We start from the raw sequence: 15,060 nt of genomic DNA, 5'->3' as shown, positions 1-15,060 counted from the left end.
GTTAGAAGGCATCAGGATAATTAGTTAAATTCCGTGTTTTTCATCATCAACCGTATCAAACATTGTTTCGTTGCGGCCGCGGTCACATTCCGCCTGAATCGTAATGTGGCAGATGTTGTATTTGTTGCGCAGCAGGTCTTCAATCTTGCTGTAAATTACCTCTGCTTCACTCAATTTAATATCATGGCAGTTAATGTGAAGGGAAAACATAACGTGATGTTCATCGACGGACCAAGCATGAATATGGTGGACACCAATGACGCCGTCGATTTGTTCCAGATCGTGGATAATCGCGTCGTAGTCCAATTGCGGAGCAGCTTGCATCAAGATGTGCAAGGTTTGCTTGATGATCGGCCAGGCTTCCCAAGCGATGTAAATTGCAACAGCAACGGTCAAGAGCGGATCGAGCCAGGGAATGTTGACGAAAATTAGAATGATGGCCGCAACGATCACTGCTAGCGACGAAAGGGCATCGCTGAGAACGTGCAGATAAGTTGCTTTGATGTTGAGACTGTCATGGCTTCCCGCGTGCAAAAGCGCTGCCGAGGCAAAATTGGCGATAAGGCCGACAACGGCGACGATCAACATTACCTCGCCATTAATGTGTGTCGGGTGCTGGAAACGTTTAACGGCTTCGACCAGCAACCCGATGGCAATGGTCACCAGCAAGAGGGCGTTGAGCAGTGCTGACAGGATTTCGGCCCGTTTATAGCCATAAGTTTGCTTGCTGGTTTCGGGGCGCTTGCCGATGACTTGGGCGAAGTAGCTGATAACGATCGATGCAGAATCACCAAAATTGTGAAAAGCATCGGACAAAAGCGCTAGGCTGCCTGAAATGACGCCCCCAATCAGCTCAACGACGGTGATAATGATGTTGAGGATGGTGACTGCTAGGAAACGCTTGCCAGTCACATTTTGTTGATGCATTGAAAGGTTCCTCCTGGATGAAAACTTAACTTTTTTATTAGGTTTCCCTAATTCTTTTTCTATAATATGCTATAATCATTTCATATGCAATCTTGAATTGATAGATTATAATGTACGTTAATTACGCTTATTGTGGGGTTGATAATTTAATGACACCGATGAAAGAGGATTATTTAAAAATCATCTTTGAACTTGGCGGCAATCGTAAAAAAGTTACCAATAAGGATATTTCACTAGGACTAGGCATTGCAGCTGGCTCCGTTACGGAGATGATTTCCAAGCTAGCCAGTGAGAAACTAGTGAACCATGAACCATATGCTGGGATTTCTTTAACATCAACGGGGATGAAATACGCTGCCGAATTGGTGCGCAAACATCGGCTGTGGGAGACTTTCCTGGTTGATAAGCTTCATTACAACTTGGCTGATGTCCATCCGGAAGCTGAAGTTCTGGAACATGAAACAAGTGATCGGCTGGCAACAGCTCTGGACAGCTTTTTGGATCATCCCAAGTATTGCCCGCACGGCGGTGTCATTCCGTCCGCTAGTGGTGAATTTGAGGACGTTAGCCACCGCTATCTAGCTGACGGTCAGGATGGTGAGCATGTTGAACTCGAACGCTTTATTGATAATCACGAACTGCTGACCTATCTGAACGAGTTGCAGTTAAAGCCGCATGAAAAAGTGACGATCATCAAGCACGAACCCTTTGAAGGACCGGTTGTGATCCAGCCTGACGGCCAAAAAGAGCAGCTGAATGTCTCTTTTAAGGCGGCACACAACGTCTTTATCAACGAAACAAAGGATCAAGAAAAGAAGTAGTAAGTATAAAGGATTCCTGTGTCTTCGGAATGGACCGTGCACGGGGATCTTTCTTTTTGCAGCAATAGCTTGCATAATTGAGAGAGGTGAAGGGAGGGCACAGCATGACTGATGAACGACATGTGAACTTGGCGGTTTCGGTTTCCCTGCTAGCGGGGAAGATCCTAATTGAGAATGGCGCTAATATGGAGCGGGTCAACGATACGATGAATTGGATCGCCCATAATGCCGGTTTAAAAAACTTCCAAGCTTTTACTACTTTGACCGGAATGGTAGCCTCGGCAAGCAAGGAAACTAGCACCCAGGTGACTGCGATTAACCGCCGAGCCAATGACTTGACGAAAGTGGCTGCTGTCAATGAACTGTCACGGGAATTTGGGAGCGGCCAAATTACTTTGCGGCAAATGAAACGGCAGCTGGAAATTATCCGTTTTCGCCATGATTCGACACCGGTTTGGCTCCAGTGCTTAGCAGCGGCCATTCTGAGTATCTCCTTGATGGTCGTCTTTACTGGCGACCGGCAAGATTTGGAGATTGCTTTTTTGATCGGTGGTTTTAGCTATGCTGTCTACCTGGCCATTAACCAGCATTTCACCATTAAATATATTGGTGAATTTGTCGCTTCACTGGTGGTTGCTATTTTGGCCATGCTGAGTGTGCGTCTGGGTTTGGCTCACCAAGCGGATGACATTATTATTGGCTCGGTAATGTCATTAGTACCTGGTGTTCCCTTGACTAACGCCGCCCGAGACCTAGTTAGTGGCAACTTGATCAGTGGACTAACACGGGCCATTGATGCCATTATCATTGCTGCGGCGATCGGTTGCGCAATTGTTATTGTCATTAGAATAATGTAGGAGGTGGCTGGCTTGATCTTGAAGTTAATTACCGAAGCGTTCTTGTCTTATGTGGCAACAATTTGTTTTGGCATTTTGATGAACATTCCGCTCAATGCGTACAATTTAGCAGGTTTGATCGGTGCTGGCAGCTGGGTGATTTACTGTCTCCTGTATTTTCACATCCATATTGGTCTTGCCCTGAGCAACCTGCTGGCAGCGGTTTTGATTTCGATTCTCAGCATGGTGGCTGCTCGGCGCTGCCGTCAACCGATGATTGTATTCAACGTCCCCGCTCTGGTGACCTTTGTGCCCGGCGGTCAGGCTTACCGCATGGTGCGCAACTTCGTTCTCGGTAATAATAATCAGGCCTTCGTCTTTCTTTATCAAGTGATCGTCATTGCGGGAGCTATCACTTTGGGTTTCGGGATTGGTGAAATGATCAACCATGCTCTTTTTCGACGGAAAAAGTTGCAAGGATTTTCGAAACGGTTGTGATATACTCATTAAGTAATAGCTATTATAGGAGATTTGATTAATATGCTCATTGAACAAGATCGTAACCGCTGGAAACGTTTTGCGGTTGCGGGAATCCTTTTTATTGTCATCGCAGCAATGATTTTTGACAATTCGATGATTTTACAAATTTTGGACTCAACTTTCCAGTCCCTCTTTGCTAATCCGGACCAAAAGTCAGGGTTGACACGTTCGTTGATGACTTTGATTTCCTTTATCGGCAGTCCCAAGATGGACATTCTCTGGACGCTGATCATTGCCTTTTTTCTGTGGGGCTTTAAGCTCAAGATCCCGGCACTGTGGACTATCTGCACCGTTATTGGCGGTGATGTTTTGGGCACAATTGCCAAGCATGTTGTGAAGCGGAGTCGGCCCGTCCAACACATGGCCAAAGACGATGGTTACAGTTTTCCTAGCGGGCATGTGCTCGGTTTCTTCTTGGTCGTGGCTGTCTTGCTTTTGGTAGTAATGCCGTTGATTCGGCGGCGGGCTATCCGTGATATTTGCCAGGTGATCCTGGTACTTCTGGTGGTTCTGCTGGCTATTTCACGGGTTTATCTTTTTGCCCACTACCCGATGGACACGATCGGGGCGATGTTACTGGCATACGCTTGGGTTCAGGTGGCAGAGTGGCTTTACGTTGCAATTGCGCCGCGTTTGAAACGCAGCTGGCGACCTGTTCATAATTCTTTGATTTAGTCAAAGCTGATGAGGTTGGAGTAGACCAGATGGATCCAACCTCTTTTTTTGAGGAGAAAAAGATATTAATGGAAGTTCGAACTTTTAAATTAGCTGCTGACTCAGCCGCTAGTTTAACGGCTTATTTGCAGACGCCGACGCCGAAGTCACCGGTCCGGAAGTTTTGGCCGCTCATCTTCGTTCCCGGGGGTTCGATGACTCATATCCCCGTCGAAGAAACGGAAAAAACGGCGATAGCCTTTGCGGCCCGCGGTTTTCAAGTCTTTACATTGCGTTATAGTTTCACCAGCGAGAAAAGCCCTCTCTATCCGGCGCCGTTAATTGATTTGGCTAACGCGGTTAAGCTGGTCAAAGATCACGCTAAGGTCTGGCACCTAGCGAAGCGTCACCTGATATTAATGGGCTTTTCTGCTGGTGGCCACGTTGTCAGTTTGTATAACGATTACTGGGCCAGTGACTGGTTACGCGACCTTACCGGGATTAAGCGACGCATTCTGAAACCGCGGGCAGTGATCCTAGGCTACCCGGTGATTGATCTTGATAAGGGCTTTCCACCAGCCAAGACCCTGCCAAATTGGACTGACGATGTGACACGATACAATGCGTCATTGCATGTTAACCGGAAAAATCGGCCTACTTTTTTGTGGACCACTTATGATGATGACTTCGTGTCAGTAACGAATACGATGGCATATGCCAACGCTCTGAGTCGGGAGGGGGTGCCGATGGAACTGCACGTATTTACCCACGGCCCTCACGGACTCGACATTGCCAATGCTCTTACTGCCCATCATCCCGGGGGCGACAACCCGCATGTGGCCCACTGGGTACAGCTCGCTTGTGAGTGGGTGCGGGCCCATCCCCAGCCAGATGATTGATTTAAGATTATGCCGGCTCGGCAGTAACGGTTGGTGCCTGCGCCCTTTGCAAAACAGCGATTTGTCGGCTTTAAGGAACCTACTAGCAGATGAGCAGCTCCTACGGCAGAGTGGCTTGCTCCTGCCTAGTCTGGCTAACCCAGTAGCCTTTTCCTGGGCTCTCAGCCGACTTGTTCAGCGGGACGATTTACTGGGGCTGTTTACTGGCGAGCACTTAGCAGGATTGATCAGTCTCACGTCTGGTGCGGGGACACCGCAGCGAGCTGAATTGGGTTATCTTCTGGAAATTCCGGCACGTGGTCGGGGGCTGATGACCAGAGCGGTGGGCCATCTATTACGTTGGCTGGCACGTCAGACGGATCTTACGGTAGTTGAAGCCCACACAATGAGAGACAATTTACCCTCAATCCGTGTTCTGAAACGTTGCCATTTTAGTATAATGGATAATGATATTTCCCAGGAAATAATCTGGGAATACAACTTGGAGAGAATTAAGGAGGAACTTTGATGATTGAGCATAATGATACGGCCGACCCGAATAATCACGGGGGCCACATCAAACGGTCGCTGCAAACCCGGCACCTTTCGATGATCGCGTTAGGTGGTTCTATCGGGACGGGACTGTTTATTGCCAGTGGTTCAGCTATTTCGACGGCCGGACCCGGTGGATCACTTGTCGCTTATATTGTGATGGGTGTGTTGGTCTACTTTTTGATGACTAGTTTGGGGGAAATGGCCACCTACATTCCCGTGACCGGTTCTTTCTCAACTTATTCCACAAAATTTGTGGATCCGGCCCTCGGCTTTGCGATGGGCTGGAATTATTGGTTCAACTGGGCAATTACGATTACGGTTGATGTCACGACGTCGGGGATCGTAATGAACTTCTGGTTTCCCAAGGTTCCTAGTTGGATCTTTAGTGCCGTGGTAATGGTACTAATCTTTATCATCAATTACCTCTCCGTCCGTTCTTATGGGGAGACGGAATACTGGCTGGCCCTGATCAAAGTCATCACCGTGGTGATTTTCGTTGCTGTGGGCCTTCTTATGATTGTCGGCATCATCGGCAATCAGGGACCGATTGGGATGCGCAACTTCCATTACAAGGACGCTCCATTTGTTGGTGGCGTCCAGGGAATTGTGAGTGTATTCCTGGTTGCTGGTTTTTCCTTCCAAGGAACGGAGCTGATTGGGATTACGGCCGGTGAATCTGCAACCCCAGAAGTTAGTGTTCCAAAGGCAATTAAATCGACTTTTTGGCGAATTTTGCTTTTCTACATCATGGCCATTTTCGTCATCGCCTGCATCCTGCCATACACGAATAAAAACTTGTTGAGTCAAGATGTTCAGCAGGTTACGATGAGTCCATTCACAATTGTTTTCCGGCGGGCTGGTTTTGCGGCAGCGGCTAGTGTCATGAACGCCGTTATTCTGACGGCCGTTTTGTCAGCTGCTAATTCGGGAATGTACGCTTCTACTCGGATGCTGTATTCTCAAGCGCGGGAAGGGTACGCACCGCGGATTTTTGGCTATGTCAACCGGCGCGGGATTCCGGTCTTTGCTTTGCTGGGCACCGCTGTGGTGGCTGTCCTCGCCTTCCTGACTCAATTTATTGGCAAGGAAGCTTATAATTACTTAATCGGTGCTTCCGGTTTATGCGGTTTCATTGCTTGGCTAGGGATTGCGATTTCCCACTGGCGCTTCCGACGGGCTTTCCTTGCTCAAGGACATGATTTAAACGAGCTTAAGTATCAAGCTAAGTTATTCCCGTTTGGCCCGATCTTATCCTTTATCCTCTGCCTTATCGTAATGGGCGGGCAAAATATCGATGCCTTTGTCAAGATGGATTGGTCGAACATTGCCATTACTTATATGGCGGTGCCGCTCTTCTTGATTCTCTTTATTTACTATAAGGTCCGCTACCATACCCACCTGATCCCGTTGAAGAAGGTGGATCTTTCCCGGAAAAACAATTCGGAAAGTTATGAACCCGATAAAAATTGACAATTTCAAATGGCAATGCTATCGTAAGGTAGTTGCCACGGAGGCTTAGCTCAGTTGGGAGAGCACCTGCTTCACGTGCAGGGGGTCACAGGTTCGAGCCCTGTAGTCTCTATAATTATTTGCGGATATGGCGGAATTGGCAGACGCGCAAGATTTAGGTTCTTGTATCTTCGTGATGTGGAGGTTCGAATCCTCTTATCCGCATTAATTCTTGTTAATTAAAAATATTGATTGACAATTGTTAAAGAGTCATGTAATATTAGTAACCGTTGACAGGAATAAGTTAACAAATGCGGAAGTAGTTCAGTGGTAGAACATCACCTTGCCATGGTGGGGGTCGCGGGTTCGAATCCCGTCTTCCGCTTTTTTCTTTGCACCCATAGCGCAATTGGATAGAGTGTCTGACTACGAATCAGAAGGTTGAAGGTTCGACTCCTTCTGGGTGCATTATCGGGATTTAGCTCAGCTTGGTAGAGCGCTTCGTTCGGGACGAAGAGGTCGCACGTTCGAATCGTGTAATCCCGATAGCAACATTGCGGTGAGTCAGAGGTTTTGCCTCTGGCTTTTTTCTTTGCTGATAGATTGACGAGATTATGCCGCTTTCATTGTTGACTAATTCTAGCTGGGCTGGACTAGGCGTGAGCCATTGTTTCGACTTTTCGGAGTGAAATATGATAGAATAATGGTCAAACTTAGTCAAGAAAGCGGGGATGAGACTGTTGGAAGCCGAAAAGAGTTTGTCTGATATGATCGAGGACTACCTAAAACAGATTCTCGGTGATTCACAAGAAATTGAAATTCAACGTTCAGCAATTGCTCACCATTTTGATGTGGTGCCTTCCCAAATCAACTATGTCATTAAAACGCGTTTTACTATTCAGAACGGCTACCTTGTGCGCAGCAAGCGGGGAGGTGGCGGCTATATTCGGATCGAACAAGTAACGGCCCTGGACGATGTTGACCTAATTAACCTGCTTTTGGGATCAATTGGTGATACAATCAGTGAGCGCGAGGCGTCTAACATTATCCAGACCCTCTATGAAGCGGACCTCATTACCCGGCGTGAGGGTGATCTGATGTTGGTCGCTGTTGCTCGCCAGACCCTCAACGTCGGTAACCGACGCGTTGAGGATCAATTGCGGGCTCATGTTTTATCGTCGTTACTGAATCGATTGCGTTTTGAAAGCTAAGCCAGTAAGGAGGAAACCAAGCGATAATGAATAATCTCTTTACACCTAGTGCCAAGGCAGTTTTAGCTATGGCACAAGAACAAGCACGTTACTTTAAACACCAAGCAGTTGGGACGGAGCATCTCTTGCTGGCCCTCACGATGGAAAAGAACGGGGTGGCCGCCAAGGTGCTGCAGCAGTTTAACGTCAACAGTGATGACGTTCGCGAAGAAATTGAACGCTTGACAGGCTATGGCAACTTAAATGTCCAAGACCGCGATTTCTTCTTGCCATATTCGCCAAAAATGCAGGAAGTTTTGCGCCATGCTCGTGAATTGGCTCACCAGTATGGGATGAGCAAAATCGGAACGGAACACCTGCTGATGGCTTTGATTAGCGACGAAACAATGCTTTCCACCCGAATTATTAAAAATCTCAATGTCGATCCGAGACGGGCCCACCAGGTATTATTCCGCCACTTGGGAATCGAAGAAATGCCAGCACACCGGTCTAGTCAATCCCGCCAGGGCCGTAGCAGCCGGGGAAAGCAACAGGCTGGAACCCCAACTCTGGACTCCTTAGCTCATGATTTGACGGCCGTTGCTGCTAATCAGGGGATGGATCCAGTCATCGGTCGCGACCAAGAAATTAAGCGGGTTGTTCAGATCCTTAGTCGTCGAACCAAGAATAACCCAGTGCTGATTGGCGAGCCTGGTGTTGGGAAGACGGCCATCGCCGAGGGACTTGCTCAGCGGATTGCCAATGGGGATGTCACTCCTGAACTGGCCCGGATGCGGGTAATGGCCCTTGATATGGGATCATTGGTGGCTGGTACCAAGTTCCGTGGTGAATTTGAGGATCGGTTGAAAAAAGTCATTCAGGAAATTGAGACGGATGGCCACGTCATTCTCTTCATCGATGAACTGCATACCTTAGTCGGAGCTGGCGGAGCTGAAGGGGCAATTGACGCATCAAACATCCTCAAACCCGCCTTAGCCCGCGGCCAACTCCAGCTGATCGGGGCAACGACCCTTGATGAATACCAGAAATACATTGAACCGGACGCAGCCCTGGAGCGGCGCTTTGCAACGGTACAAGTGGAAGAACCGACGCAGGACGAAAGCCTGGCTATTTTGCGTGGCTTGCGGTCAAAGTATGAAGCCCATCATCACCTGAAGATTAGTGATGAGGCCTTGAGTGCTGCAGTTAAGCTCTCGAACCGTTACATCACTGATCGTTTCTTACCTGATAAGGCTATCGATTTGATGGACGAAGCATCGGCAATGGTCCGAATTGATGCTGAAGAGGCGGATCGCCCGAATCGGGATGACGACGCGAAGTTAAAGCAGCTTCAGGACGATAAAGAAGCAGCTATTTTTAATCAGGACTTTGATAAGGCTGCCAAGTTGCGGCAGCAAGAATTAGCATTGCGCCAGTCCGTGGAAAAACGACAGCAAAAAGTTGCAGCTCGGGAAGAAAAGCAAGACCTAGTAGTCGGTGCTGATGATATTGCCCGGGTAATCGCAGAATGGACCGGGGTTCCGCTGACTCAATTGAAGAAGTCCGAAAGTGAACGCCTTGTGAACTTGGAAAAGATTCTTCATGAACGGGTTATCGGTCAAGATGAAGCAGTGAAGGCGATTGCTAATTCCATTCGACGGGCCCGTAGTGGGCTGAAGGATCCGAACCGGCCGATCGGTTCATTCATGTTCCTGGGGCCAACGGGTGTCGGCAAGACTGAATTAGCTAAGGCCCTGGCAGAAGCGATGTTTGGCTCGGAAGATAATATGATCCGTGTTGATATGTCTGAATACATGGAGAAATACAGTACTAGTCGGTTGATCGGGGCCGCTCCTGGTTATGTCGGTTATGATGAAGGCGGCCAGCTGACCGAAAAAGTTCGTCAACACCCGTATTCGGTTGTGCTGCTGGACGAAGCCGAAAAGGCGCATCCGGATGTCTTTAACCTCCTCTTGCAAGTCCTGGATGACGGTTATTTGACGGACGCTAAAGGTCGTAAGGTGGACTTCCGTAACACAATTCTGATTATGACCTCCAACTTGGGGGCAACTCAACTGCGTGATGAAAAAGAAGTTGGCTTCGGTGCTAAAGATGTTGCCGACGATTACAACGCGATGGCTTCAGCAATCAGGCAGCAACTGAAACTGCACTTCCGGCCAGAATTCTTGAACCGGATTGATGAGACAATCATCTTCCACCCGTTGAAGAAGCCACAGTTGCATCAAATTGTTAAATTGCTGGCTAAGCGACTTCAAAAGCGGATCGGCGAGCAAGGTATTAATCTGAAGCTCACACCTGCCGCGGTCGATCTGGTAGCCAATAAGGGCTACAACCCTGAATATGGTGCCCGGCCGCTACGGCGAACACTGCAGAATCTCGTGGAAGATCCGCTAAGTGAAGCACTTTTGAAGAATCAGCTGCAGGTGGGCGATAGTACGACAGTTGGAGCTCGCCAGGGGAAGATTACTTTGAAGGTTCAACGTGGCAATCAGCCTGCTGAGTTAATCACTGTATAATCGAATACCCTAGTTTTATCCACTGTTTTAGCATTGCTGGTGCGAGATATTGCATTAGCAATGCTTTTTTGCTTATCACGCTATGATGTATTATAATATGAATTGCTATCGATCCAGTGATCGCCAGATAATTTTGCAAAATAGCTTAGCATGTGACAAACGAAGAGGACTTGCATTATGAAACGAGCAGAACAATTAGCAAAAACGCGACAGACTATTATTAAAACTGCCACTAAACTATTTCTTGAAAAGGGCTACGGCAATACGTCGACCCGCGATATTGCTAAAGACATTGGAATTACTCAGCCGGCGCTGTACCATCACTTCAGCGATAAGGAAGTTCTGTACCTCGATGTTTTAACCAACCTCGGGGAAAAGGTTCGCCAGGATATCAACCGGGTGATGCGACTGCGCGATATTGATATTGAAGAGCGCCTCTGGCGGATTACGAAGGTCCTACTGAAGTACCACCCGATGAACCCGTATAGTCAGTTCCAATCCGCAAAAAAGCTGCTGTCTGACAGCGCTAAGCGCAAACTGAATATGCTTTTTAAGATGGACTACATTCAACCTATTACTGCATATTTCCGGTTGCCGGAAGTGTCGTTACGACCTGATTTATTGCCTAATGAGGCGGCAGAACTGTTTATTGCCGAGTTGGCGCCACTTTTCGAAACCTTCCAGGATTTTGGCGGCCATAACGTTTCAAAGGAAGAACGCGATAAGATTATGCTTGACGTTTTTGTTCACGGGATTGAAGCTGCGCCCCATGCGGCAGAATAAGTAGTGACTTCTAGTTTGACATTTTAATAGGAATATCGTAAACTAACAGCTGTATGTAATTGCGAGTTCAGAGGATGCGTTGATCTATTGTCCAGCGTTTCCCTTATAAAAAGCCAAAGATGGCATTTGCCATTTTTGGATTTTTTTTGCCCTTTTGAGCTCATTTTGACGTTTTGTAAACAAAATGTAATATTCAAGAGGATCTGGACTGGCCCAACAAATTTAAGAGGTGAATAGTTTGGCTGGACATTTGGTAAAATACGGCAAGCACCGCACTCGTCGTAGTTATTCCCGGATTAAAGAAGTTCTTGAACTTCCAAACCTGATTGAAATTCAAACCAACTCTTATCATTGGTTTATGGATAAGGGTCTTCGGGAAATGTTTCAAGACATTATGCCGATCAATGACTTCCAGGGAAAGTTATCCTTGGACTTTGTTGATTACCAACTGCTGGAACCAAAGTACACAATTGATGAAGCACGTGATCACGATGCAAACTACTCTGCACCACTGCACGTTACGCTTCGCTTAACTAACCACGAAACTGGTGAAATCAAGTCCCAAGATGTTTTCTTTGGGGACTTCCCGCTGATGACTGATCAGGGGACCTTCATTATTAACGGGGCCGAACGGGTTATCGTTTCTCAACTGGTTCGTTCACCAGGCATCTACTACAACTCAGATGTTGATAAAAACGGCCGGCCAAACTACGGGGCAACCTTTATTCCGAACCGTGGTGCTTGGTTGGAATACGAAACTGACGCAAAAGGGATTTCCTATGTTCGGATTGACCGGACACGGAAACTGCCAATCACTGAATTGGTGCGGGCACTGGGCTTCGGTTCTGATGACGAAATCATTGATATGTTCGGTGGCAACGCTGACAGTATTTCACTGACACTGGACAAGGATGTTCACAAGAATGCTGAGGACTCCCGTGTCGAAGAATCACTGAAGGACATTTACGAACGGCTGCGGCCAGGCGAACCGAAGACGGCCGACTCTGCCCGGAGTTTGCTGACGGCTCGTTTCTTCGATCCACAACGTTATGACATGGCACCAGTTGGCCGTTACAAGACCAACAAGAAGCTGATGCTCAAGTACCGCCTGCTTGGCCAAACCTTGGCTGAAACGCTGGCTGACCCTGATACGGGTGAAGTCTTGGCTTCAGACGGGGATGTGGTTACTAAAGAAGTTTTGAAGAAGTTGGAACCATACCTGGATCGCGATGACTTCAAGATGATCACCTACACCCCATCTGACGAAGCAGTTGTAACTGAACCGGTTAAGCTGCAAAAGATCAACGTTTACTCTAAGAATAATCCAGATCACGTTGTTCCAATCATTGGTAATGGCCACATTCCTCTGGAACTCAAGCACATTCAACCAGCCGATATCCTGGCATCGATTAACTACTTCTTTGATCTCCAAGAAGGCATCGGTTCTACTGATGACATCGACCACTTGGGCAACCGGCGGATTCGTTCGGTCGGTGAATTGCTGCAAAACCAGTTCCGGATCGGTTTAGCACGGATGGAACGGGTTGTTCGTGAACGGATGTCAATCCAAGACATCAACACGGTAACGCCACAGCAGTTGATCAACATTCGACCGGTAGTAGCTTCCATTAAGGAGTTCTTCGGTTCATCACAACTGTCTCAATTCATGGATCAGACGAACCCACTGGGTGAACTGACCCACAAGCGGCGCTTGTCAGCCCTTGGACCTGGTGGTTTGACTCGTGACCGGGCCGGTTACGAAGTTCGTGACGTGCACTACACCCACTACGGCCGGATGTGCCCAATCGAAACTCCTGAAGGGCCAAACATCGGGCTGATCAACAGTCTGTCTTCTTACGCCCGTGTCAACAAGTACGGCTTTATCGAAACACCATACCGTCGTGTTTCCTGGACGACCCACAAGGTAACTGACAAGATCGACTACTTGACTGCCGACGAAGAAGATAACTACATCATCGCTCAGGCCAACACGAAGCTGAACGACGATGGTTCATTCGCCGAAGAAGAAATCATGTGTCGTGACCGTGATGACTACATCACGACTAGCAAGGAAAACGTCGATTACATGGACGTTTCACCAAAACAGGTTGTTTCCGTTGCTTCTGCATGTATTCCATTCCTGGAAAACGACGACTCCAACCGTGCCCTGATGGGTGCTAACATGCAACGGCAGGCCGTTCCGTTGATTCATCCACACGCCCCACTGATTGGGACCGGGATTGAATACAAAGCGGCCCACGACTCTGGTGTTGCCATGATTGCTAAGCATCCGGGAACTGTTGAATACGTCGATGCTCGTGAAGTGAAGGTTCGTCGTGATGACGGCAGTCTTGACACTTACAAGTTGATGAAGTTCCGTCGTTCTAACGGTGGTAAGAACTATAACCAGACTCCAATCGTTAAGGTTGGCGAACACGTTGATACTGATGATGTTCTGGCTGACGGTCCATCAATGGAACAAGGTGAATTAGCCCTTGGCCAGAACCCGCTGATTGCCTTTATGACTTGGCAGGGTTACAACTTCGAAGATGCCATTGCGATCTCCGAACGGTTGGTTAAGGACGACGTCTACACTTCAATTCACATCGAATCATACGAATCCGAAGCACGTGAAACGAAGCTTGGTCCTGAAGAAATGACCCGTGAAATTCCAAATGTCGGGGAAGATGCCCTGAAGGATTTGGACGAAAACGGGGTTGTTCGGATCGGTGCTGAAGTTCATGATGGTGACATTCTGGTTGGGAAGGTTACTCCGAAGGGGGTTACCGACCTGTCTGCTGAGGAACGGCTGCTGCATGCCATCTTTGGTGAAAAGTCTCGTGAAGTTCGTGATACCTCACTGCGGGTACCTCACGGTGGTGGCGGGATCATCCAGGACGTTAAGGTCTTCACCCGTGAAAACGGTGACGAACTTTCACCGGGTGTAAATAAGATGGTCCGGGTTTACATTGCTCAAAAGCGGAAGATTCAAGTTGGTGACAAGATGTCTGGCCGTCACGGTAATAAGGGGACGGTTTCAATTGTCATTCCTGAAGAAGATATGCCATATATGCCAGATGGGACGCCAATTGATATCATGCTTAGTCCAATGGGTGTGCCAAGCCGGATGAACATCGGGCAAGTTATCGAACTGCACTTGGGGATGGCCGCCCGTGAACTGGGTATCCATATCGCAACGCCAGTCTTCGATGGGGCAACTGACCAGGATGTTTGGGATGCCGTTAAGGAAGCTGGTTTACCGTCAGACGGGAAGACCATCCTGTACGATGGGCGGACCGGTGAACCATTTGAACAACGGATTGCCGTTGGGGTCATGCACTACCTGAAATTGGCCCACATGGTTGATGACAAGATTCACGCTCGTTCAATTGGACCATACTCCTTGGTTACCCAGCAGCCACTGGGTGGGAAAGCTCAATTCGGTGGTCAACGGTTTGGTGAAATGGAAGTTTGGGCCCTCGAAGCGTACGGGGCTGCCTACACCCTGCAGGAAATCTTGACTTACAAGTCAGATGATGTTCAGGGACGGGTTAACACCTATGATGCGATTATCAACGGTTCCCCAATTCCGAAGCCGGGTGTTCCTGAATCATTCCGGGTTTTGGTTAAGGAACTGCAAGCCCTTGGCCTGGATATGAAGGTCTTAGACGACAACCATAAGGAAGTCGAATTAAAGAGCATGGATGATGACGTGATGAACGTTCATGCCATGGCTAAGAAGGCAGAACGGGATGCTGATGCGAAGGCTGCTGCTAAGAAGCGGGCTGAACAAGAAGCTAGCGATGATGCTTCCGCAACCGTTGCTGATAAATCAACGAACGAGACCAAGCAAGACTAGTGTGATCAAAATTAATCAAGAAGGAGGATCA

Annotated in this window: 12 protein-coding genes and 5 tRNA genes; 16 read left to right on the top strand and 1 reads right to left on the bottom strand. The window is 48.1% G+C overall.

The features are described from left to right. Positions 1-24: 24 nt before the first annotated feature. Positions 25-927, bottom strand: a complete 903-nt coding sequence (locus tag QOR82_RS02535; protein ID WP_283583199.1) for a cation diffusion facilitator family transporter — start codon at positions 925-927, stop codon at positions 25-27. Between the two features lie 149 nt (positions 928-1,076). Here QOR82_RS02535 and QOR82_RS02530 point away from each other — a divergent pair, with 149 nt between their 5' ends. The 16 genes from QOR82_RS02530 to rpoB all read left to right on the top strand — a co-directional run bounded on the left by QOR82_RS02530 (position 1,077) and on the right by rpoB (position 15,029). Further along, positions 1,077-1,748 (top strand): metal-dependent transcriptional regulator, encoded by a 672-nt coding sequence (locus QOR82_RS02530; RefSeq protein ID WP_283583198.1) that lies wholly within the window; start codon positions 1,077-1,079, stop codon positions 1,746-1,748. Between the two features lie 104 nt (positions 1,749-1,852). Continuing rightward, positions 1,853-2,605, top strand: coding sequence for a threonine/serine exporter family protein (locus tag QOR82_RS02525; protein WP_283583197.1), 753 nt, complete (start codon positions 1,853-1,855; stop codon positions 2,603-2,605). Positions 2,606-2,617: 12 nt separating this feature from the next. Further along, positions 2,618-3,082 (top strand): threonine/serine exporter family protein, encoded by a 465-nt coding sequence (locus QOR82_RS02520; protein ID WP_283583196.1) that lies wholly within the window; start codon positions 2,618-2,620, stop codon positions 3,080-3,082. Positions 3,083-3,124: 42 nt separating this feature from the next. Further along, positions 3,125-3,799: a phosphatase PAP2 family protein gene (locus tag QOR82_RS02515; RefSeq protein WP_283583195.1), complete on the top strand. Its 675-nt coding sequence runs from the start codon at positions 3,125-3,127 to the stop codon at positions 3,797-3,799. A gap of 68 nt (positions 3,800-3,867) precedes the next feature. Beyond that, positions 3,868-4,677 carry an alpha/beta hydrolase gene (locus QOR82_RS02510; RefSeq protein ID WP_283583194.1) on the top strand — a complete coding sequence of 270 codons (810 nt, stop codon included), beginning with the start codon at positions 3,868-3,870 and terminating at the stop codon, positions 4,675-4,677. Beyond that, a complete protein-coding gene (locus QOR82_RS02505) occupies positions 4,670-5,185 on the top strand; it encodes a GNAT family N-acetyltransferase (protein WP_283583193.1) in 516 nt (171 codons plus the stop codon). The genes QOR82_RS02510 and QOR82_RS02505 overlap by 8 nt, the downstream gene beginning before the upstream one ends. Further along, a complete protein-coding gene (locus tag QOR82_RS02500; protein ID WP_283583192.1) occupies positions 5,185-6,681 on the top strand; it encodes an amino acid permease in 1,497 nt (498 codons plus the stop codon). Before QOR82_RS02505 ends, QOR82_RS02500 begins: the two co-directional genes overlap by 1 nt. A gap of 39 nt (positions 6,682-6,720) precedes the next feature. Continuing rightward, positions 6,721-6,793 (top strand) — tRNA-Val (locus tag QOR82_RS02495). A 9-nt stretch (positions 6,794-6,802) separates the two neighbouring features. Further along, positions 6,803-6,885: transfer RNA gene (locus tag QOR82_RS02490), tRNA-Leu, on the top strand. 88 nt (positions 6,886-6,973) lie between these two features. Beyond that, positions 6,974-7,045 (top strand) — tRNA-Gly (locus QOR82_RS02485). A gap of 9 nt (positions 7,046-7,054) precedes the next feature. After that, positions 7,055-7,128: transfer RNA gene (locus QOR82_RS02480), tRNA-Arg, on the top strand. A gap of 4 nt (positions 7,129-7,132) precedes the next feature. Beyond that, positions 7,133-7,206, top strand: a tRNA-Pro gene (locus QOR82_RS02475). A 185-nt stretch (positions 7,207-7,391) separates the two neighbouring features. Further along, a complete protein-coding gene (locus QOR82_RS02470) occupies positions 7,392-7,871 on the top strand; it encodes a CtsR family transcriptional regulator (RefSeq protein ID WP_283583191.1) in 480 nt (159 codons plus the stop codon). 26 nt (positions 7,872-7,897) lie between these two features. Beyond that, the gene (locus QOR82_RS02465; RefSeq protein ID WP_283583190.1) at positions 7,898-10,387 is read left to right on the top strand and encodes an ATP-dependent Clp protease ATP-binding subunit; all 2,490 of its coding nucleotides are present in this window, start codon (positions 7,898-7,900) and stop codon (positions 10,385-10,387) included. 177 nt (positions 10,388-10,564) lie between these two features. After that, positions 10,565-11,170, top strand: coding sequence for a TetR/AcrR family transcriptional regulator (locus QOR82_RS02460; RefSeq protein WP_283583189.1), 606 nt, complete (start codon positions 10,565-10,567; stop codon positions 11,168-11,170). A 229-nt stretch (positions 11,171-11,399) separates the two neighbouring features. Further along, positions 11,400-15,029, top strand: coding sequence for a DNA-directed RNA polymerase subunit beta (rpoB, locus tag QOR82_RS02455; RefSeq protein WP_283583188.1), 3,630 nt, complete (start codon positions 11,400-11,402; stop codon positions 15,027-15,029). The last annotated feature ends 31 nt before the right edge of the window (positions 15,030-15,060 follow it).

Origin of the sequence: Limosilactobacillus difficilis (assembly GCF_947387495.1) — a bacterium.
In the GTDB taxonomy this organism is placed as follows: Bacteria; Bacillota; Bacilli; order Lactobacillales; family Lactobacillaceae; genus Limosilactobacillus; species Limosilactobacillus difficilis.
This window is presented reverse-complemented; position numbering and strand designations above follow the sequence as displayed.